Here is a 21567-nt window from a genome sequence, read left to right as displayed (position 1 = left end):
GGACCTGGTACTACGCGACGGGCTCCGGCGCCCTCGCCTCCGGCTGGCTCAACCTAAACGGCGCCTGGTACTGGCTCGACTCCTCGACGCACGCCATGGCCACCGGGCTCCATGGGTGCAACGGCTCCATGTACTGGTTCAACGGCTCCGGCTCGATGGCGACCGGATGGGTCCTCGACGGCGGCACATGGTACTACGCGACGGGCTCCGGCGCCCTCACCTCCGGCTGGGCCTACGTCGGCGGCGCCTGGTACTGGCTTGACCCCTCGACGCACGCTATGACTACGGGTGTTCAAGAAATCGATGGGGTGAAATACTCTTTTGCTAGTAATGGCGCTTGGCTCGGCTAGCACTCTTCTTTAATTGCTTTTTTCTAATTACATATTGCTCTTAGCTATCCATTTGTAGACTATGTTTATGTAAAAATTGGTAACTACTGGGGGCTGCACATGGCAAGGAAAAAGCGAATAACATTAATCCTAATCATTCTTTCAACTCTACTGCTCGCTGGACCCGGTGTGGTTGATATCGCGAACGCAGAACCCATAAGCTCCTCCATCCCTACTGATTTTGAGCGGCAATCCGTCCCCTCGACTCTTTCTCCTTCAGATTCAATCGATGATGGTCCTGCTCAAGAATCCGTTAAATGGAATCTGGGTTGGAATTTGTTTGACGGCAACTGGTTCTATGTGGATTCAGTCAATCCGGTCTCGTTGCATTCTTGCTGGCTCCATACCAATGGGGCCTGGTATTGGCTCGACCCCTCGACGCATGCCATGGCCATCGGGCTCCATGAGTGCAATGGCTCCGCGTACTGGTTCGACGCCTCCGGCGCGATGGCGACCGGGTGGGTCCTCGACGACGGGACCTGGTACTACGCGACGGGTTCCGGCGCGCTGGCGCGCGGCCCCGTATCCGTCGGCGGCGTGCCCTACTGCTTCGACGCCCGGACGGGGGCCATGCTGACGGGCTACCAGACGGACGCGCAGGGCGTCCGCCGCTACTTCGGCAGCTGCGGCCCCCTTAACGGCTGGGGCTTCGTCGACGGCTCCTGGTACTGGTTCGCTGACGGTATCGCCTCGACCGGCTGGATTCGCACCGGCGGTTCCTGGTACTGGCTCGATCCCGAGGCGGGCGGCGCCATGGCGAAGGGCCTCCATGTGTGTAACGGCGCAGCGTACTGGTTCGACGCCTCCGGCGCTATGGCGACCGGGTGGGTGCTCGACGGCGGGACCTGGTACTACGCGACGGGCTCCGGCGCCCTCGCCTCCGGCTGGCTCAATCTAAACGGCGCCTGGTACTGGCTCGATCTCTCGACGCATGCCATGGCTACGGGTGTTCAAACTATTGGATCATGTGAATACATATTTAATAACTCTGGCAAGATGATGGCTAATTGCTGGTCAAACGGTGATGGGTCTTGGATGTATCATTCGTCATCCAGCGGCGCAATTGACCTTAAAGGCATCATGACCGATTCGGGAATCCAGTTGATTGACGATGGCGGGAATGTTAGAACTGGCTGGATTGAGAGTCAGGGTTCTCGATATTATTGTTCTGCTGATGGGGTAATTCTGACTGGATGGCAGCAAATAGCTGGGTCTTGGTATTACTTTAACTCGGATGGTCGAATGGCGACCGGCTGGCTTAACGATGGCGGTAACTGGTTCTGGCTAGATTCCGCTTCTGGCACAATGAAAACGGGATGGCTTTCCCTTGGGGGCACATGGTATTACCTTGATGCCGCACGTGGGGGAGTAATGCTGAGCAGTGGTTGGTATTGGATCGGCTCTACTGACTACAAGTTCAGCTCATCCGGCGCAATGGTTGGCGCTTGGGTCGATGCCCCGTGCTATTCGCAGTACCCGGAACTTCCTACTGGCTGTGAGTCGGTTGCCCTTACAAACTTGCTTAACTATTATGGTTTCGGTTTAGGTAAGACGATTATTGCGGATTATTACTTGCCCAAGGGAAGCAACGGCAACTTTGTTACCGCCTTTGATGGCAACCCAAGGCGTAGCAGCGGGGGTCTCATGGGATGCGTCGCCCCTGCGATTACTATTGCTGGCAATAACTTTCTGCGTGCTGCTGGAAGTGGCAAGCAGGCAAAAGACGTCTCTTTCTCGTCAATTTCTTCCATTAAGAACAGACTGACCTGTGGTCAACCTGTTGAGATGTGGAATACCGAGTGGGGAAGTTGGCCAGGAGGCCGTTATGCTGCACGTTGGTATAATGGGCATTCTTATGGCCTGTGGGGCGGTAATCATGCCGTAGTCCTTAAAGGCTATGATGACGAGCAGGGAATTGTCTATCTTTCGGATTCGATTAACGGCAATGTTACGCGAAATGCCCAGGTGTTCTTCGGCACGTGGCAACAGATGGATAGTCAGGCCGTGGTAATTGAATAGCCATGATGCTAAAAGGGGAGAGCTCGACGAGCTCTCCCCTTTTACTACATTGTTAATCAAGCTAAGCCGTCTTATTACGTCCAAATAGTTCGTCCCAGTTACTGGCTGCCAAAACTGTTCCGCATACGATTACAACGCAGCAGATTACGGATGCCATGTCGGGAATTGTTCCAAGTAAGATCAGGCCAAAGACCACCGACCATGCCGAATAGGAGATATTTAGAGCCATCGCTCGCGCTGCTCCGATTGCCGCAATGCCCTTGTAATAGAACAGATAGGATGCAGTTCCTGCGAGTCCGGCGAGTGCAATAATCAATGTGGGCATGCTCGGGATAGCGCCCAGCGTGAAATGCCATGCTCCGAAGAGGGGGAGTACGAGCACTCCATAAACAAGCGCACTTGTAGTTTCGCGGATTTGCAAAGCCGTTTCGTCATCAACGGCATCATCTTTCATTCCCCATGCGCACAGCACCGCTTCGGATCCCCATCCGATAACGGCAAGCACCGCGCCGAGTAAGCCGAGAGGGGCATTTGCAATCTCGCTCGACCCGGCCGATAGATAGCCCATCGTCATTACGCCGCAAAGAGCAACGAGAAGGGAAAGAATCTGTCCTTTGCCCATTTTCTCCTTCAGCAGCACGAAAGAAAGGAATGCTCCGACAGCGGGATAGAAGGCGGAGATGATTGCCGTATAGGCAGCTCCAATGTTATTAATTGCCAATACGTAGCCGGTCATTCCGATAGGTCCACCGAGCAGTGCGCCGGCGATGACGACCTTGCCCGAACGAGTTTTAAGTGCAGCGAGCGTGTCTTTTAATCTGCCTCTAACTCCCATGTAGCCAAAGAGCCAGATTGCACAGAAGGCATCATGGAGAAAGGATCCCGCAATGGAGGCGCATGCAAGCGCTTCCGCCGATCCAATATAGGGCGCAAGCGCCAAGCCGATTCCAAGAATGACTGTATCAAGGCCCCAAAGAAGACCGCTAAAAAAGCCGAATTGCATCGTTATTCACCTTTCCGATAGATCTCCAGTGCCTTTTTAAGGTATTTGGCACCGTAATTGAAGTAGATATAGAGCCATTCGCCCACGAAATCGCCTTCGGCTTCTTTCAGAAGAGACCAGAGGTACCAGCACCATCCAGCAAGGGCAATGTGCGCATAGTTATGCGCAACTTCGTTGTTTGTTGCCTTGCGCCCAAAATATGCGTCAAGCGCGCGGTCGACTTCGTCTTCGGAAAGCTCACAGCAGACACTGCAAGTTCCAAAATCGTTCGCGTAATCGCTCATGCCAGCATATTCCCAGTCAATGAGATAGTACTTGTCGTTTTCATCGATAAGAAAATTGAGGTAGAAGAAGTCATTGTGACAAAGGCATTTTGGCGCATTGTCGGCCTGAACAAAGTGCTCCAATTCATCGATTTCGGCGGCCATTTCCCTGTAGCCCGGAATGTCGATGGGACCTTTTTCCAGAAGAAGTGATTCGTAGCGCTTCGCTTCGAGGTAGAAGTCAAATTCGGTTTCGACATTTGCACCGCTCTCGTGAAGCGAACGACACATCTGCATCATTCGCTTCATTTGGGCAGTATCATGCGGATCAGGCTGCTTTGCGTTGGGTACAAACTTCGAAATTTTCCAACCACGCTTTGGGTCCTCATGAATGAACGTGTCGTCAAGGCCGAGTTCCTTGGCCTTTTTAAGTGCGGCTACTTCTCCATTTCTGTTAATAAGCAGTTCGGTCCCGACTCCCGGATGGCGGTAAACGTACTCTCCGTCATTGGTTCTAAAGTGGCACGATAGATTCGTAAGACCTTGTTTAAGGGGATAAACGTCGTGAATCTCTGATTTGGAGCAGCCGAGCACTTGCTCGATGTTATCGAAAATGTCGGAGTCAACGTTTTCGATAAAATGTGGATCAAAGGCACGCAGCTCATCAAGAGAATCGAATTCGTTGATCTCGCCCTCAGGATACTTCTTGATAACCATATCGAGCTCCTTGATGTGCTCGATATATAGATCTTCCCAAAGCTTGTCCGTTGTCTCGGGCTTGTTATATTCCGTTTCAAGAATCTGCTTAAACGCAAGCGAGAAGGCTTTATCAAAGTAAACATGTCCAAGCATATACCATGCATCGGAACCACCGATCGTAACATTGGTGATTCTATCCATTGCTCCCGTTTGAATGCACCATTCTTTGGTGGCGCCTTCAGCATATTGAGCAGAATAAAATGCTTTCCAAACGTATGCTTCAAACGGATTGTTTAGAAGGTAATCATCGCTTGAGCAAATGTAGGTGTTGCCAAGTCGCTCTTTTACGCACATAAGCGATGCGTGGTTATTTTTGGATGCGTATTCGTTGTTGACGACAATCGAAACGCCGAACTTGCTTTCAAGATAGAAGAAATACTCTTTTTTATAACCGACAACGACGGTGATATTGCTGATACCCGCGTCTTGCAGCTGCCTAATCTGACGCTCAATGAGAATCTCACCACGTACTTTTAAAAGGCCTTTGGGCTTTTCATACGAAATGGGAGCAAAGCGGCTTGAAAGCCCCGCGGCCAATATCACTGCGTTTTCAACCTTATAGGGATGAAGTGCTTCGTAACCGTTGTCGGTTAGGCTGTCCGATTCGAGAAGGCCCTCATTCGTAAGCTCTTTATTTGCTGCGTTTACTGATCCAAGTGAAAGGCCAGTGCGCTCGGCAACTTCTCGCTGGCTGGCATATGGGTTCTTTAGGTATTCGTACAGAACTGTAAAGTTACGCTTGGTCAGTTCCACTGCAGGCCTCCAATTAAGATGTTCATTGCTTAGGAAAAGAATAGAATGATTGAACGATATGTTCAATCAATTGTATTTAGCTACATAGACTGAACAGAAAGTAGCGAAAATCAATCTCGAAAGGTGGATTAAAATAACTAAATAGGATATCTGGGAGGGTTGATTATGTATCGATTCGAAAAGAAGGCTGCGCTTGTCTGTGCCGCTATATCAATAATCGCTGCTTGCTGCTTGCCCTTGAGTGCGAATGTCGCGCTTGCACAGGATTCCGTTGAGGCTCAGAGTATTGAGTCAAAAGCGGTTTTTTCTTCTGTGGTTTCCGATGATTTGCAACCTGATATTTCTTCCGTCATAAAAGATGGCTGGCAACGGGATGAGTCGTCTGGAGTTTGGTATTACGGAAAAAACGGTAAACACCAAACTGGCTGGCTGCAAAGCGGGGGCTATTGGTATTGGCTTGATCCAGCCAATGATGGTGCAATGCAGACAGGATATTTCAATGTGACCGATGCTGGCGGATCGACTGCTTCGTTTTATGCGAATGACGGCAATGCCGCAACGCCTTTTGGCGCGCTATATCAGAACTGCTGGCTACGTAACTCAGATGGAAATTGGTTTTATGCCAATGCTGGAGGCGATTTAGCTGCTGATTGGTTTTATCAAGACGGCACATGGTATTTATTACCTGGATCCTGTCACCCATATAATGCAGGTTGGTTTTGTCGACCTCGGGAGCGGGAAATACTATTTAGATGCCACTGGTGCTATGAAAACCGGCTGGATTCTCGTTGACGGGAATTGGTACTGGGCTTATTCATCGGGTGCCCTTGCTTCGTCATGGCAAACGATAGGTGGGGCTCGCTATTATTTTGACCCACAGACGTTCATCATGTTTAAGGGTCGTCAAAAGATTGATGGAAGAACCTACATTTTTGGTGACTATGGCCTCGCAAATGGATGGTACAAAGACGGAGTAGATTGGTATTACTGCTCTAACGGTATTGCGGCCACTGGCTGGAAACTCGTTAACGGCGCTTGGTATTATCTCGACCCAGCCTCCGATGGTAAGATGTCCGTTGGGTATTTAGACCTTGGCAATGCAGCTTATTATTTAAAGCCTAACGGGGCTATGACTGTTGGTTGGACCCAGGTCGAGGACGGCTGGTATTTCGCCTCCCGATCTGGTGCACTAATTTCTGGCTGGTATAAAGAGGGCACGAGCTGGTATTACCTGGACCCTGTTAGCCATCTCATGAAAACGGGCTTATTTGAGGTGGGCGGTAACGATTGTTTTGCAAACCAGAGCGGTAGGCTTGTGGTTTCAAGCTGGGTTACCGTTAATGACGGCGTTCAAAGATACGCTAATGATAATGGATATCTTTGCAAGGATGTGATTCGCGAAAACGGCACTATCCTAAAAACCGCTGGAGCTGATGGTTGGCAGGTTGCGTCCGGCTGGGTTAATGTCGCAAACCTTAGGTTTTACGCTGAGCCCGGAACGGGTGCCATTCATCTTGGATGGCTGCAGATTGACGGCGATTGGTATTGGCTTGATGCCGATTCTGGCGTGATGAAGACCGGATGGGTTTTTACTGGCGGTGCATGGTATTACCTAAACGCTGACGGAAAAATGGCAACTGGTTGGAAATGCCTGAATGGAACATGGTATTACCTTGAGTCCAATGGAAGCATGCACGTTGGCTGGCTTAAAGATTCGGGTAAGTGGTATTGGTTAGACGGCAGCGGCGCTATGGCAACGGGCGCAAGGACCATCGATGGCGTTCGTCGAGTTTTCTGGAGCGATGGACAGTGCGACAAAGTTGGCTGGCAAAATCCATCCCAGTATCCTCAGGTCAGTTCTTGGACTGTTCGGCTGCCTAGCTATTGCACCGGATACTTTACCTATGTGACCCCTTCTCGCATTTCTGTCGAAGCAACGCGGGAAGATTGCGTGAACGCCTTTATCCAGCGCGCCTATGAGTATATTGGTACGCAATATATTGAGCCTTGGTCTACCGCTCCCGGTGGAGCTGTTGATTGCTCTGGTTTTGTCTTGCAGTGCCTTTATGCTACTGGCATGGATATGGGTGTTTACAACCCTTATAACCATCGCTGGGATCCAAGCCAAACCTATAATTCCATGAATTGGTATCGAAGCAATATCTTTATGCCCGTGAGCACGAACTCAATTCAGCGTGGCGATGTGATTTATTATCGCGGGCATATCGCAATTGCACTTGGCGGCGGCTTGATGATTGATTCCTGGCCTCATCAAGGTGTCGGAATTCATCCTATTGGCGCAAGGGGAAATGTAATCGGCGCAGCTCGTCCGTTTATTTAATTGATTTGCTGCAAGGCGGTCGATATCGGTTTGGGGGGGCCTGAAATGAATGCTCGGATTGATCATCGAATTTGCTGGCGAGTAATTCGCTTGATGCTATTTTCCGCCTTACTCTCAGTTACAGCCCCCGCATTTTCTTGCACTGCTTATGCCGTGGAAGAGGGGGCGGATAACGGTGTCGTAGAGCGCGACTCGACAGGAGGGCCGGGAGCATTGGTCGGTGGCGGTTGCTCTCAAGACTCCAGCGATTGTGCCGACAAAACAACGGAAGATTCGAGCCTACAGGTTGTCGAAAGCCATGACCCGTCGACTACAGAACAACTATCTGGATGGCAATGGAACGGTTTGTCCTGGTATTACTATCTAGATGGCTGTCGTTTGACCGGAATGCAGAATATTGACGACTCGCTGTACTACTTGGACCCCGCTCGTGACGGCGCAATGAGCTGCGGCTGGATTTTTACTGAAAATAAGTGGTATTACGCGGGTCCGTCAGGCGCTTTGGCAAGTGGCTGGCAGTTTATTGGAGACCAATGGTACTGGTTTGACTCCCTTAACAGCTGTTCTATGGCTACTGGTCGACGTGTTATTGATGGGCACCCTTATCTTCTTGGAACCTATGGATTGATTAATGGATGGTGCCTTGATAACGGTTTATGGTATTGGGGTAGCAATGGTGAAGTCTTAACCGGCTGGCTTCAAACTGGCAATAACTGGTATTGGCTTGATCCCGCCAATGATGGTGTTATGTCTAGAGGAATCGTTTCTGTCGGTTCGTCTCGTTACTATTTATCGAATTCCGGCGCAATGGCTGTTGGTTGGGCGTTTGATGGGACGGACTGGTATTACGCTGACGGTTCCGGCGCACTTGCATCGGGCTGGCGTTTGGTGAATGGCGTTTGGTATTGGCTCGATGTCGCAAATGACAATAGAATGGCTACCGGCTTTTTTGTCATCGGATCCAATCAATATCATTTTTCTTCAACGGGAGCGCTGTCACTCGGCTGGTTTATGAGCGATGGAGACTGGTATTACGCTGAGCCTTCTCATGCGTCGGGCATTGTAAAGGCGGGATGGCTGAAGGACAATAGCCAATACTATTATCTCGATCCTGCCGCCGACGGTAAAATGCTGCTAGGTCATTTTTCTGTAAATGGGAAAAGCTATTATGCAAAAGCTTCAGGCGCTGTTGCTTGTCGTGAATGGGTAGATGTCCAGGGCTCGGTCCAGGATGAGCCGTCTAAGGCTTTTGCTGGTTCTGATTGCTCATTGTGTGGAGCGTTGCGTAGTGGAAAGCTATTTACAACAAACGGTGATGGTGAATTAGCCGAAGCTCACGGGTTTGTGACGCTTGGAGGGTGCAAGTTCTATGCTGATCCAACCGATGGCTCCCCCTGCGCTGGATGGAAGAACGTTAACGGAAAATGGTACTTCTTTGATGAGACCGCTGGCTATGCACGATCTGGCTGGCTGTACAAGGATGGCTCCTGGTTCTATTTGGACCCATCTACCTACGTTATGAAAACCGGCTGGGTTTCCGTTAACGGATCTTGGTATTACTTGAATTCGTCTGGTTATATGCAAACAGGTTGGCTTAACCTGGGGGGTACCTGGTATTGGCTTGACGCTAGTGGCGCCATGGCTACTGGCTGGCGCGTTGTGGACGGATCCTGGAATTACTTCATGGCCAACGGCGCGTGGGTGTCAGACTATATGGATGCTAAGGCTCAAAGTTATTCAAGCAATACAAATTGGCTGATACTTGTCGATACATCACGTTGCGTTACGAGTATTTACACTGGATCCTGGAATAACTGGTCCTTAAACCGTCGATATGTATGTTCGACGGGAAAAGCTAGCACGCCTACGGTGATAGGGGAGTATCAAGTCTACGGTAAGGGATACTCCTTTGGGCATGGATATACTTGCTATTACTACACGCAGTTCTATGGTGATTACCTATTCCATTCTTCGCCCTACTATGTCAACAGCAATCGCGTGATGGATCCTACGATGGGGGTCCCGTCCTCTGCCGGATGCGTGCGTCTTGAGATTCAGAACGCAAAATGGATTTACGATAATATTCCTTATGGAACGAAGGTTGTTACGTATTAACGAAGACTATTAATTAGACTGATAAAAGGGTGTTCATGTCGATAGGGTAACTAATGTTACATTCGATACGCGGCATTTACGCGATTGTTTGTTGCTTTGGACTATAGATATTATTTTTGTCTAGAGTAAATACAATGTGTCTCAATGGTGCGCGTTGTTAATTTGGGTAAGAGGATCACTTGAAAGAAAAGTCACTTAAGTCAAACATGCTATGGAACTCTATCGGTTCTTTATACTATTCAGGCTGCCAATGGCTTATTACCGTTGTTGTAGCAAGGCTTTCTAGTACCTACGGAGCCGCTGGATTGCTTTCAGTGGCGATGTCAGTATCAAATATTTTTTCGCAAATTGGTCTTTTTAGAATTAGATCATACCAAGTGTCCGACATTCATGAAAAGGTATCGGCTAGGCAATACGTTGGTTTTAGAATTGTTACCATCGTCTTGGGCTTTGCAATTACATTAATATATATGTGCTTCACTTGTTCAAGAGATAGTTTTATTGCTATATTGCTTTATCTGGCCTTTCGCGCTGGAGATGTTTTTATTGATGTGCTGCACGGGGTCGATCAGCAACATCAAAGGATGGACTACTGCGGTATCTCGATGATTATTCGAGCAACCCTATTTCTTGTTGCCTTTATTATTGGATTGGGATTTTTTGATAGCTTAGATATTGCATTGCTTGGCATGGTAGTTGCCACCTATCCCGTGATTATTTATGACTATAAAATTGCATCTCGATTTACGAACGTATTGCCTTCTTTTAATCTTTCGACTAGTAAACATTTATTTCAGTCATGTCTGCCCGCCGTAGTCGGCATGTCTCTCTGTTCAGTAGTCGTTACATATTCTCGTCAGTTCTTAGGGGAGTGTTATGGTTCCTCATCGCTTGGCATTTATGCGACTGTCTGTACGCCGATCGTGATCATTCAAGCTTGCGCTTCATATGTTTATGCCCCTCTTCTGGGGTCATTTGCCGAACGATTTGAGGCTAAAGACGTCCAGGGCTTTTTCCGACTTGTTTTTACCGTTGCTTTGTCTATGTTTGCCTTGTTTGCGGTGTGTGCTGGCGTTTTCGTTTTCTTTGGGAACGATTTGCTCCGCATGGTTTTCGGAGGCACAATCTCTCGCTATGATTATTTAATTTATGCAGGCCTATTTAGCTCTGCTTTTACAGCATTAGTAGCATTTTTAAGTGACCTTCTAATTAGTATTCGTGATATGTCTGGTTGCTTTATTGGAAATACCATCGGTTGTTTGGTCTCGTTCCCTTTGTCTTGGGTTTTGATTCCGCAAACGGGATTAAATGGTGCCAGCTATGTAGTTATTATTAGCTATTTTGTGACCTGCACAATCTTACTTGGCTTTCTCTATAGATCTGTTCGCAAGAGCACTGCTGATACTCAAGATAGTTAATTGGAATGGGTTTTCTAAAATGAATGATTCTGAGGCATTGTCGCACTTACAGGCGGCTGAACTTAAAATATTAGACGCGATCGCGTCTCTTTGTGCTAAATTTGATATCAACTGGTGGCTCGACGGGGGAACCTGCCTTGGTGCCATGCGACATAATGGTTTTATTCCTTGGGATGATGATATTGATATCGGCATGATGCGTTCAGATTATGAGCGTTTTTGTGAACTTGCACCTAAGGAGCTTCAGCCTGGGTTTTCCCTTCATAACTCACAAAATACAGATTGCTACGCGGCTATGTTTTCAAAAGTTTACATGGACGGTACTAGGTTTGAAAATCAAGAAGGAAGAGACGCCGGATCTGCGATGGGTATTTTCGTAGATGTATTTCCTTACGATTATTTGTATGTTGATGCTAATTTGCGTTCTCGACAGATAAAAACTGCTTCTTCCGCTCAACGGCTTTCTTATCTATACCATTCAGGGAGTATTTCTGTTCCGCATAAGGGCATGCTTGGTGAAATCGAAAAGGCAGTCTGTGTTTTGCTCCATGGTATTGAAAGGATGCGTTGTAAGGATCCTCGCCAATATCAGGACAGATTTGATAACGCTATTGGCGATGATAACGTTGGACAAATTAGCAATGAGTGCCTGACGCTTGCCTGGCCTAATATGGCTCCCGTTCCAGTCGATGATATTCTTCCGACTTGTCGGGCAAAGTTTGAAGGTAGATCATATCCCGTTCCGAGATGCACGGAGCGCTACCTTACAACAATGTACGGTGACTGGAAGAGTATCCCGGCTCCCGAGGATCGCCATACACACTTACCATTGCTAATTGATTTCGGTGATGGGCAAATTTGGGAGTCTGGAAATTAGATGGCGCTGACATATGTGATTTTTTCAGCTCAATATCCGCCTCATGTGGGCGGAATTGAGAGCTTTACGCGTAATATGGCATACGCCCTTACGGAAAAGGGTGCTAGGGTAATTGTTGTTACAAACGATACCAATTCAATTGGAATAGACATTGAGACCGATTGCGGTGTTAAGGTCCTTCGCTTGTCTTGTTTTCCATTCGTTGATGGTCGCTTTCCAGTTGCTAAGCATGACGAGAAGAACCGTAATCTATGGAAATGGCTTGAATCCCAAGATGTTGACGGCGTTTTGATAAATGCGCGGTTCTATCTTCATTCAATTATGGGCATGAAGTATGCGCGAAGAAAAGGTCTAACGCCTGTCGTTCTTGATCACGGATCAGCTCATCTTTCATTCAGTAGTCCGTTTCTTGACCCTTTCGTACGCATTTATGAGCATGCTATTACATTAAGGGGCAAAAGATATAAGCCAGCATACTACGGTGTATCTGAAAAAAGCGCTGAATGGCTTCGTCATTTTGGGATTACTGCCAAAGGCGTCATCCCTAATGCAATTGATGCAGAGAAATACCGTAACATGTCTTCAGGTCGCGATTTTAGAAATGAACTTGGATTAAGCGAAGACCCACTTATAGTTTCCTATGTTGGTCGATTTATTCCGGAAAAAGGAATCAAGTCTATCATTGACACTTCGAAAAGCTATCGACTTAATAAACTCGGGGTCCATTTTGTCCTGGCGGGCGATGGACCAATGACTTCTGCGGTTGAGCTGGCTCAGGGAGAGTCGCTTCACTGGGTGGGACGTCTGTCTGCATCTGATGTCTCCGCTCTTCTTCAACAGTCCAATCTACTTTGTCTCCCAACTCGTTCTGAGGGATTTTCAACAATACTGCTAGAAGCAGCTGCATGCGGGTGTCCTGCTGTTGTTACTGACGTCGGGGGGGCACGTGAGCTTATTCCGAGTAGCGATTATGGGACAATTATTAAATCGATGAGTGCGGAGTCGGTTGAGATGGCTGTGTATCAGATGGCATCTAGCCGATCGGTATTAAACAAGCAATCAAAATCAATTCAGGAATTGGTTGAGCTTGGGCATACATGGGCTAACTCGGCAGATAAGCTCTGCTCTGCTTTTGCTACGGCTAGGGACTAGCCGTCTGTTTATTGTTTTGTTTGGTTTTTTTGCCTCAACTTGATACTGACGACGTACACAATGGCCGCGATTACGACGAGTGCCCCTTCCTTGCGCTGGTAGCCTCGAGGACGTTCTCCGGGAAGAAGCGCTTGGTCCTGAGTTTCGGCATCCTCAGATTGAGTGACCGCGTGCATATCTCGATCGTGCGGTCATGGTATCCGTTCCTGCTGTTAGCGCCCTCGCCGTAGAACTGGTCGGCCTTCGCGTTAATCAAGGTGTATAAAATCTGCTCGGTGAGACTGTTTTGTAGATTCCACATGTCGATATCGCCGACGCTGAGCCGGTGCGTAGTGAACATTTCTAAGTGTCAAGTCTGCCAAGATCCGCAACAATTGATTTTAGATTCAGTTATTGATTCTCATGGCCATTAAACCAGGCGTGGAACTTGTCGAGATAGATGCGAAGGGTGCAGGTGCGCTTTGGCGCCTCTGACCTCTAACTCGTTACCATCAGTCGTCCTTCTGCATATGGAGAGTACGAACCGTTCGAGTTTGTTCATTCTGAGGAACAGCTTGTAAGGTGCCTTGAGCAGCGGGCTGTGTAAATAAGGTGAATAATGTCTGAGATTTTTGAGCCCAGGAACATCATCGTCACGGGCGGCTGCGGCTTCATCGGCAGCAACTTCGTGCACTACGTCGTGGACAACCACCCCGGCGTCCACGTCACCGTCCTGGACAAGCTGACCTACGCCGGCAACCCCGAGAACATCTCCGGGCTGCCCTCCGACCGCGTGGAGCTCGTCGTGGGCGACATCTGCGACGCCGCGCTGCTCGATAAGATCGTGCCGGGCCACGACGCCATCGTGCACTATGCCGCAGAGTCCCACAACGACAACTCCATCGCAGACCCCGAGCCGTTCCTGCGCACCAACGTCGAGGGAACCTTCCGCCTGCTGGAGGCCGTCCGCAAATACGGCGTCCGCTACCACCACGTCTCCACCGACGAGGTCTACGGCGACCTCGCGCTCGACGACCCGGCGAAGTTCACCGAGGAGACGCCGTATCACCCGAGCAGCCCGTACTCGAGCACCAAGGCGTCCTCCGACATGCTGGTCCGCGCCTGGACCCGCACCTACGGCCTTCGCACCACGATCTCCAACTGCTCCAACAACTACGGCCCCTACCAGCACGTGGAGAAGTTCATCCCCAGGCAGATCACCAACATCATCGACGGGGTGCGCCCCAAGCTCTACGGCCGCGGCGAGAACGTCCGCGACTGGATCCACACCGAGGACCACTCCTCGGCCGTCTGGGGCATCCTCACCAAGGGGCGGATGGGGGAGACCTACCTCATCGGCGCGGACGGCGAGAGGGACAACATCACGGTCCTGCGCATGATCCTGGAGGCGATGGGCCGCGACCCCGGGGACTTCGACTGGGTCGCCGACCGCCCCGGCCACGACCGCCGCTACGCCATCGACAGCACGAAGCTGCGGCGCGAGCTGGGCTGGAGGCCGGCCCACACCGACTTCGCCGAGGGGCTCAGGGCCACCATCGACTGGTACGTGGCCAACGAGTCCTGGTGGCGCCCGGCCAAGGAGGCCACCGAGGTAAAATATAAAACCAGAGATTTCTTATGAAGCATCTGGACTTATAAAAATTAGTCTTTAATAAAGCTATGCATTGACTTATTTGTTCTCTAGCGAATTTTGGCGAGGATGCCTCGTCTATTTGAGGACATGTTCATGCCTGGGAAGGAGTTATGTCCGTCATTGCGTTGCAACATTTCTTCCGAACGACCTATACCGTTATAATACGATTAAGAAATAACAAAGAGAACGGTCTGTCTGTGTCAAATAATTCACGTGTTCTTATTGCCATTCCGGCGTATAACGAAGAAGAATGTATAGAAAAAACTGTTACCGAGTTAAGGCGTTCAACTCCCGAATTCGATTTTATCGTTATTAATGACGGTTCACGCGACCAAACACTTTCTATATGTAAGAGGTTGGGCTGCAATATCATTAATATGCCCATTAATTGTGGACTGACCGTTGGTTTTCAGACGGCGGCTCGGTATGCTGTAGATAATGGTTACGACTTCATGGTGCAGTTTGATGCCGACGGGCAACATATTCCGGATTACATCCCCCTTCTGCTCGATGAAGCGCAGTCACGTTCCGCTGATATCGTTATTGGGTCAAGATTTCTAACAGTCTGTAAAGATAAGTCTTTGCGGATGATCGGTTCGCGCATGATCACGGTTCTAATTAAGATTCTTACGGGCAAGAGGATCAGCGACCCCACTTCCGGTTTCCGGATGTTCGACCGAGCTGTTCTAAAAAAGTATTATTACGACAACACATTAAATCCGGAGCCGGAATCGCTTGCAATTTTTTTGAGACAGGGCTTTGCAATTTCAGAGGTTCAGATTTCCATGCGTGAGCGTCAAGGCGGGGAAAGTTATTTAAGTCCCATGCGTTCTGTCCAATATATGCTCAGGGTTTTCGCATCGTTACTCATTGTCCAGTGGTTTAGGTGATTTGATGTCATTCACTCTTCGTGCGCTATTGATTGTTTCGGCCGTTTTGGTCTGTGCTTTTGTATTTTTTAAACTCAAAAGAGCTCAGATGCAGGTTTTGGATTCTTTGTTCTGGCTGTTATTTAGTTCAAGTTTTGTTCTATTGGGGGTTTTCCCGCAAATTGCCAATTGCATTTCAGAGTTGCTTGGTTTTTTGTCTCCGTCAAACTTCGTGTTTCTTTATGTCGTTGCCGTGCTTGTTGTGCGTGATTTCCGCAATTCGCTCCATATTGCGAAGTTGGAGGAACGCCTGAACGCGCTTGTGCAGGCCGTCGCACTTCATTCAGACGGATGGCGCTAGTTGTTCATAATCGGTTGCTGGCCTAGTATATAGGGGCTTTATTGCGAAAAATGGGAGTCATTGATGTGGATTCAATTTGCGGTAGCTTGCAGCCTGTGCCTCATCATCTTATATGTGTTCGGGTTTCCTGCAGCCTTTTTGCTTCATAAAGATTGGAAGAGCGGACTTGCGCTCTCGCCTATGTATAGCGTATCGCTCTTATCTGTGGGCAGTATTGTATTTTCGGCGGTTGGGATTAGCTGCTCATTTGAGTCGCTTTCAATTTGGGTCGTTCTTTCTTCACTGTTTTTGGCTTGTTCAATCACTTTCATCCGACATTCCGCGTGCTTATTCTCGGATGAACGTAACTGCTGCTCTTGTCGTAAGGATAGTGATCGCTTAATTTGCATGGCCCTTTTTCTCGGGCTTGGACTCACTACGGTAACTCTATTTTTTGTCAAAAATCTTGATACTGCAGGTTCTGTTTTCCAGGCATTTGATAACGGATCGCATCTCAATAGGATTATTTCATTTATTAAATCGTCTAATTATTCTTCTTTTAATGCGCAGTCATATCTTGTTGAACAAGGTTCGCTCCGCTCTCCTTACATTGAAAGTTCGTCCTTTTATCCATCTGCATGGCATGGGGTTGTTGCGATGGTGGCAAGTGCTGTAAATGTTAACGTACCGATTGCTGTCAATGCGGTTAACTCTATGTTGCTAGCCATAGTGTATCCCCTTGGTTGTTGGCGTGTATTCGACCTCTGTTTTTCAAAGAATAAAATATTTGGCTATTTTGCTTCTTTTGTCTGCATGGGATTTTCAACGGGTGTTTGGAACTTTGTTGTTTTTGGGCCGTTATATCCCATGCTTCTCTCCTATTGTTTGATTCCATTAACGTTAAGCTGTTTTTTTGCCCTAACAAAAGAAAAAACAAATAGCTCGGATTCGGGTATAAAAAGCAAGTTGATTAACTTGCTTGAGTTTGCGCTCGGTTGTGTTGCGATTATATTGTCGCAACCTAGTGGTATTTTTCTTATGGGTATCATTTTGGCTCCTTATTGTGTTCAGCGCGTCTTTGAATTTGCGAAGGGCGCTGATTACATAAAGTGTCCGCTCATTTCAGCCGTTATAACCGCGCTAATTATTTGCGGGTTTTGGATTTGCTGTACTATTCACCCATTATTTTCAGGACCGGTAAACTTTTCGGGATGGCCGAAAAGAGACGGATTGTTCCAGGGTGTTATCGATGCTGTGCTTCTATCAACGGTTTCTCATCCCGTTCAACTTGGTCTTTCCGTTATGGTTATGATTGGCCTTATCGTCGCTATACGTTCTGCACAATATCGCTGGATTGCTGTTTCTCATTCAATCATGATTCTTTCGTATGTTTTGGACGTTAGCACCGATGGGATACTTAAACGTTTATTATGTGGGTTTTGGTACTCTGATCCTGAGCGCATTGCGGTCAATTTGACTTTTACTGCAGTTCCACTCGCAGTTTTTGGTTGCATGGTTTCTTATACTTGGATTCGTAATATTATTCAACGCTACTGTAAAGAGAGAAGCATCGGATCTAATTTAAGTCGAGTGCCTCAATTTGTGGCCGTTCTTTTTGCGGTTTTAGTTTTTATTCCCAGCTTTAAACTTAGAGGAGTCTGCGACATTAGAACTGGATTTGGAGCTTTCTCTTCTCTGGTGGCGGACGAAAACCGTATTGATGATAGTCAAGTTCTGACAAAGGAAGAGATTTGTTTTATAAAGAAAGCTTTGACGCTGATTCCAGAAGGTTCTGGTGTTATTAATGAGCCTAACGATGGCAGCGGTTTCGCCTATGCTTTATATGGAATGAACACGTACTACCGTTCGTTCGATTTGCCTTCATTGGATTGGGAGGAAAGAGATAGTCAAGTAATTCGATCTTCTTTGAAGGATATTTGTATTAACGATGGTGTCCGTGAATCTGTTGATTCCGTCGGAGCTAAGTACGTGCTTCTTCTTGACCAAGGGATGAGAGCAAATCAGACAAAGCATTTCTGGTCTTATTATCCCGAGCAGTGGAGTGGTATCGAAGGGATTACGGACCACACTCCTGGATTTAAAACTATATTAGCCGAGAAAGACATGAGGCTTTATAAGATTGAGGGCTAGTGTTTCTGAATTCGTCCTTCCTGTTTTCGAGGCATTAAATATCTATAATCAGTTGTGCATTCACTGATGAATTTGTTTGTTGGTCTGATGAAGTCGAGAATCAAGGCCTCGTTGCTGGTTGATTTTCAATCTCAACGCAACACCCTGACCGGACCCAGCGTTTCCGCAGCTAGCGCAACGCGGAAATAGCTCCCGGCTCCCAGCCGTCGCCTCGTTTCCGCAGGTGGAAAGGCTATGGAGTCCGGTGCCCCCATGCCGCCGCCGCATGCTTCGCCAGCCCGCCGCGCAGCCGTTCCGGACTCGGCGCAACGGGCCCTCCGGCCCATGTTCCGGCCCGCCGGCCTGTTCCGCCAGCGGGTTTTCGCCCCTCGCGGCCTTTGCCCTGTCGATGCGCCGGGGCGTGAGGTCGAGCTCGCGGGTCGCCAGCTCCTCCACCGTAGCCCCTCCTGTGCGAGCAGCCGTTACAGCACCTCGGCCACGAGGAGAGCCTGGGGCAGGCCCCCGAGAGGTCCGCGGGCGCGGGCTCGCCGTAGCGCGAGCGCGGCGCGGTGACGTAGCGGTGCGCCGCCACCTCCCTGGTCACGGTCGAGGGCGACCTGCCGAGCTCCGCGGCGATCTCGCGGGCGCTGCGGTTGCGGTCGAGCATCCTCTCGACCGTGTTCCTCTCGTGCCTCGTGAGCCTCCCGTACGACCTTTTGGACGGTCTCGGTCTGGACATGCCGGCCTCCCTCGATCGCGGGCCGGGGGATTCCGGCCCCTCTGGGGCCGCCTACCCGGATTCGCGCCTCAGGACTCAGCGCAACGCGTTGCGCTGAGTCCTGAGGCCGTTGCAATGAAAATGAGAATCAAGGAGGCCTCGTTGCTTACATTCGGCACCATTGAGGATTCTGCCACGCGTGAGACCATTTGATATAATCAACTAATTGTCTGTTACATACCATGCGTGTCGGGCTTGTATTGGAGTCATTGTGTTGCAAAACCATCCGCTTGTTTCGATTCTCGTTCCCATTTGCAATGTCGAGAAATATCTCGATGAGTGTCTTAGTTCTCTGCAGAATCAGACTCTCAAAGATATCGAAATCATTTGCATTAATGATGGTTCTACGGATTCTTCGTTGGGCATCACTAATAAATACGCTTCGCAAGACCCCCGCTTCGTTGTTATCAATAAGACAAATTCCGGCTACGGCGACTCCATGAATCGTGGTCTTGAAATCGCCAAGGGTAAGTATATTTCTATTCTTGAGTCCGACGATTTCTTGGATGCCGATGCGCTTGAGTTTATGGTTCAGCAGGCCGAGGACAACGAGCTCGATCTTTTTAAATGCAATTTCTGGCTCTATTGGTCGTCTCGCGATAGTTCAAGGCTTAATCGTCATGACGTCTATTTTCCCGCGATGAGTCAAGAGCTGATCGGCATGGGCGTACATAAGCCCATCGATGCGCCCGACGCATTCTGGGCCAAGCCTTCCATTTGGTCTGCGCTGTATCGTAAGGACTTTCTGTCTTCCAATAACATCTCGTTTCTTCCTACTCCAGGAGCGTCCTTCCAGGACACGAGCTTCACCTTTAAGGTCCTTGCCTGTGCACGGCGCGCAATGTATTCGGGAAAGGCGTTCCTGCACTATCGTCAGGATAATGAACATTCTTCGGTGAACAATCCGGGCAAGGTGTTTTGTGTTTGCGATGAGCATCATGAGATGTCGCGCTTCCTAAATGAGGACCGCCCTGATCTTAAGCCGGCGCTTGATCCCATTCGTGCCAAAGTGAAGTTCTATAACTACGATTGGAACCTTAACAGGCTGGCGCCTGAACTTCGTCGCGATTTTATTAGCGTCTTTTCTACTGAAATGGCTGACGAGTTGCAGGCGAATAACATTATTTGTGCCGAAGCTCCGTTTGACCGCTACGGCTTTAATCCTGGTGAGTTTGCTCGTGTAAAGGATTTTGCCGAGAACGCCGATCTTCTTAAGGTCCAGTATTCGCTTACGGGCTCCGGTAAGCTCAATACGTTTCGCGAGTATTTTGCTGCTGGCGGCTTCTCTATGGTGGCTCGTATGATGAAGAGAAAGCTCCGCCGTTAATATGTCTGATTTATATTGCCCGTTGCTGTCGATCGTTGTCCCTGTTTATAACGTCGGCGGCTACTTACTGGATACCCTCGACTCGATTGCGGCTCAGTCATACAACAATATCGAGATTATCTGTGTTGATGATGGATCCACAGATGGGTCGGGCGAGCTGCTCGACTTGTATGCCGCTCGCGATTCTCGATTTGCTATCTATCACGAAGTTAACCGGGGAGTTTCCGCTGCTAGAAACTTTGGTATCGATAAGGCTCGTGGCGAGATTATCCTTTTTGTCGATGCCGATGACTTGCTTAAGCCTAATGCCTGTGATGTCGTTCGCCAGGCCTTCGACAATGACAGCCAGGTGGATATCTTAAAGTTCTCCGCCGATCCCTTTCCGATCGAGCTTTCCAATCCGTGGCTTACGTCGACGTTGTCATTAGATGATGAAGAGTATTTCGGCTACAGCGATAAGCTCGTCTTTTATGCTAAGACTAGGCCGTTTCCCTGGAATGGAGCTTATCGTCTTTCTTTCTTGCGCGATCATGGGCTCTATTTTCCTGTTGGTCTGACCCTTGGCGAGGACCAGGTGTTTTCGTTTGCCACGTTAGGAAGGTCTTCTCGCACAAAGCTGCTTTCTGACTCGTTGTATGACTATCGTCTGTCCCGCAAGGATTCGGCAATGTGTTTGATGGCACAAGATGAGAAGCTGCGCCTTCAGAAGCATCTGCAGGTTGTTGATTGCATCATGGCGGATTGGGATAAGCAGGGGAGACTCGAAGGCGAGTCGGGCCGCTCTATGCTGCTATTCGTTGCTGATTTCCTCGTGTTCGATCTGCTTAATATCAAGAATCAGGCAGATCGAGAGGAATTGCTGCAAGGGTTGCAGCGCGTACTTTCGAAGTATTTGACGATTGATGATATTGGACAGTTGCTGGCAAGCGATAGAATCCTAAAGTTCTATCAACAGCTACTTGCCCAAGACGGTCCTGTTTCGTTTGGTGCATCTAGCGTATATTCATTTGTCGCTCAACTAAAGGGATATAAGGCGGCGGTGTTTATGCTGATCGATCGAGCTAAATCTTTTCTTCTTACCGCCTGCGGCGTTTCGTCCACGGAGGACATGAAGGATGGCTTATTTGAGGATGCGCCTTCTATCTCCGAGGCGATTGAGGCGCTTAAATCTCGCTCATAATTCGTTTTACGGTAATGGTGCTGTTCGCGAATTGCGGCTATTGAAGCTCTAAAGGAGGGTGGTCGGGATGTTAATCCCGACCACCCTTTTATCATGTAAGTTGCTATGAAACTCTGTTCACTCTTAAACGGCCTAGCATGCGGTATTCTAACGATACTGTTTAAGCTTTACCTGGATGGGCCCAATGATGAAGGGGTCCACGACCGATGCCACCGCTAGCG

At 48.9% G+C, this 21567-nt stretch carries 18 protein-coding genes and 1 pseudogene; 15 read left to right on the top strand and 4 right to left on the bottom strand.

Annotated features, from left to right (window positions below; all coding sequences use genetic code 11):
- Together DXC18_RS06480 and DXC18_RS06475 are read left to right on the top strand one after the other, a co-directional pair.
- A pseudogene (locus DXC18_RS06480) lies at positions 1–350 on the top strand (hypothetical protein); the annotation flags it as partial.
- Between the two features lie 99 nt (positions 351–449).
- A complete protein-coding gene (locus DXC18_RS06475; protein WP_117716691.1) occupies positions 450–2408 on the top strand; it encodes a C39 family peptidase in 1959 nt (652 codons plus the stop codon).
- Positions 2409–2469: 61 nt separating this feature from the next.
- On the opposite strand, the gene DXC18_RS06470 is transcribed toward DXC18_RS06475, so the two are convergent.
- Positions 2470–3411, bottom strand: coding sequence for a DMT family transporter (locus DXC18_RS06470; protein ID WP_117716690.1), 942 nt, complete (start codon positions 3409–3411; stop codon positions 2470–2472).
- A 2-nt stretch (positions 3412–3413) separates the two neighbouring features.
- Positions 3414–5186, bottom strand: coding sequence for a phosphotransferase (locus DXC18_RS06465; RefSeq protein ID WP_199412227.1), 1773 nt, complete (start codon positions 5184–5186; stop codon positions 3414–3416).
- A 237-nt stretch (positions 5187–5423) separates the two neighbouring features.
- On the opposite strand from DXC18_RS06465, the gene DXC18_RS06460 reads away from it, so the two are divergent.
- The 6 genes from DXC18_RS06460 (at position 5424) to DXC18_RS06435 (ending at position 13089) form a co-directional block, all read left to right on the top strand.
- Positions 5424–5978, top strand: a complete 555-nt coding sequence (locus tag DXC18_RS06460) for a hypothetical protein (RefSeq protein ID WP_199412226.1) — start codon at positions 5424–5426, stop codon at positions 5976–5978.
- Complete coding sequence (locus DXC18_RS10800) at positions 5953–7527, top strand: NlpC/P60 family protein (RefSeq protein ID WP_158551999.1); 1575 nt, start codon at positions 5953–5955, stop codon at positions 7525–7527. Before DXC18_RS06460 ends, DXC18_RS10800 begins: the two co-directional genes overlap by 26 nt.
- Positions 7528–9642: a L,D-transpeptidase family protein gene (locus DXC18_RS06450; protein WP_117716687.1), complete on the top strand. Its 2115-nt coding sequence runs from the start codon at positions 7528–7530 to the stop codon at positions 9640–9642. It begins immediately after the preceding gene.
- 179 nt (positions 9643–9821) lie between these two features.
- Entirely contained in the window at positions 9822–11060 is a 1239-nt protein-coding gene (locus DXC18_RS06445; RefSeq protein ID WP_117716686.1) for a polysaccharide biosynthesis C-terminal domain-containing protein, read from the top strand.
- 19 nt (positions 11061–11079) lie between these two features.
- The gene (locus DXC18_RS06440; protein WP_117716685.1) at positions 11080–11937 is read left to right on the top strand and encodes a phosphorylcholine transferase LicD; all 858 of its coding nucleotides are present in this window, start codon (positions 11080–11082) and stop codon (positions 11935–11937) included.
- Positions 11938–13089: a glycosyltransferase family 4 protein gene (locus DXC18_RS06435; RefSeq protein WP_117716684.1), complete on the top strand. Its 1152-nt coding sequence runs from the start codon at positions 11938–11940 to the stop codon at positions 13087–13089. It begins immediately after the preceding gene.
- A 70-nt stretch (positions 13090–13159) separates the two neighbouring features.
- On the opposite strand, the gene DXC18_RS06430 is transcribed toward DXC18_RS06435, so the two are convergent.
- On the bottom strand, positions 13160–13429 hold the full coding sequence (locus tag DXC18_RS06430) for a transposase (protein ID WP_117716683.1): 270 nt from the start codon (positions 13427–13429) through the stop codon (positions 13160–13162).
- Between the two features lie 150 nt (positions 13430–13579).
- Here DXC18_RS06430 and DXC18_RS10825 point away from each other — a divergent pair, with 150 nt between their 5' ends.
- The 5 genes from DXC18_RS10825 to DXC18_RS10345 all read left to right on the top strand — a co-directional run bounded on the left by DXC18_RS10825 (position 13580) and on the right by DXC18_RS10345 (position 18082).
- Positions 13580–13675: a DUF6718 family protein gene (locus DXC18_RS10825; RefSeq protein WP_370445790.1), complete on the top strand. Its 96-nt coding sequence runs from the start codon at positions 13580–13582 to the stop codon at positions 13673–13675.
- A 12-nt stretch (positions 13676–13687) separates the two neighbouring features.
- Positions 13688–14710 carry a dTDP-glucose 4,6-dehydratase gene (rfbB, locus tag DXC18_RS06425; protein WP_117716682.1) on the top strand — a complete coding sequence of 341 codons (1023 nt, stop codon included), beginning with the start codon at positions 13688–13690 and terminating at the stop codon, positions 14708–14710.
- Positions 14711–14832: 122 nt separating this feature from the next.
- Entirely contained in the window at positions 14833–15612 is a 780-nt protein-coding gene (locus tag DXC18_RS06420) for a glycosyltransferase family 2 protein (RefSeq protein WP_117716681.1), read from the top strand.
- 4 nt (positions 15613–15616) lie between these two features.
- The gene (locus DXC18_RS06415) at positions 15617–15952 is read left to right on the top strand and encodes a DUF2304 domain-containing protein (RefSeq protein WP_117716680.1); all 336 of its coding nucleotides are present in this window, start codon (positions 15617–15619) and stop codon (positions 15950–15952) included.
- 63 nt (positions 15953–16015) lie between these two features.
- Complete coding sequence (locus DXC18_RS10345) at positions 16016–18082, top strand: DUF6541 family protein (RefSeq protein ID WP_147330258.1); 2067 nt, start codon at positions 16016–16018, stop codon at positions 18080–18082.
- Between the two features lie 232 nt (positions 18083–18314).
- Here the strand turns inward: DXC18_RS10345 and DXC18_RS06405 are convergent, their stop codons facing one another.
- Complete coding sequence (locus DXC18_RS06405) at positions 18315–18800, bottom strand: helix-turn-helix domain-containing protein (protein WP_117716678.1); 486 nt, start codon at positions 18798–18800, stop codon at positions 18315–18317.
- A 250-nt stretch (positions 18801–19050) separates the two neighbouring features.
- On the opposite strand from DXC18_RS06405, the gene DXC18_RS06400 reads away from it, so the two are divergent.
- Positions 19051–20166: a glycosyltransferase gene (locus DXC18_RS06400; RefSeq protein ID WP_158551993.1), complete on the top strand. Its 1116-nt coding sequence runs from the start codon at positions 19051–19053 to the stop codon at positions 20164–20166.
- 1 nt (position 20167) lies between these two features.
- Positions 20168–21346 carry a glycosyltransferase gene (locus tag DXC18_RS06395; RefSeq protein ID WP_117716676.1) on the top strand — a complete coding sequence of 393 codons (1179 nt, stop codon included), beginning with the start codon at positions 20168–20170 and terminating at the stop codon, positions 21344–21346.
- Positions 21347–21567: the final 221 nt, after the last annotated feature.

This window comes from Collinsella sp. OM08-14AT (assembly GCF_003438115.1).
GTDB lineage: Bacteria > Actinomycetota > Coriobacteriia > Coriobacteriales > Coriobacteriaceae > Collinsella.
Note: the sequence above shows the minus strand (reverse complement) of the source record. Positions and strands in the feature narration are given on the sequence as shown.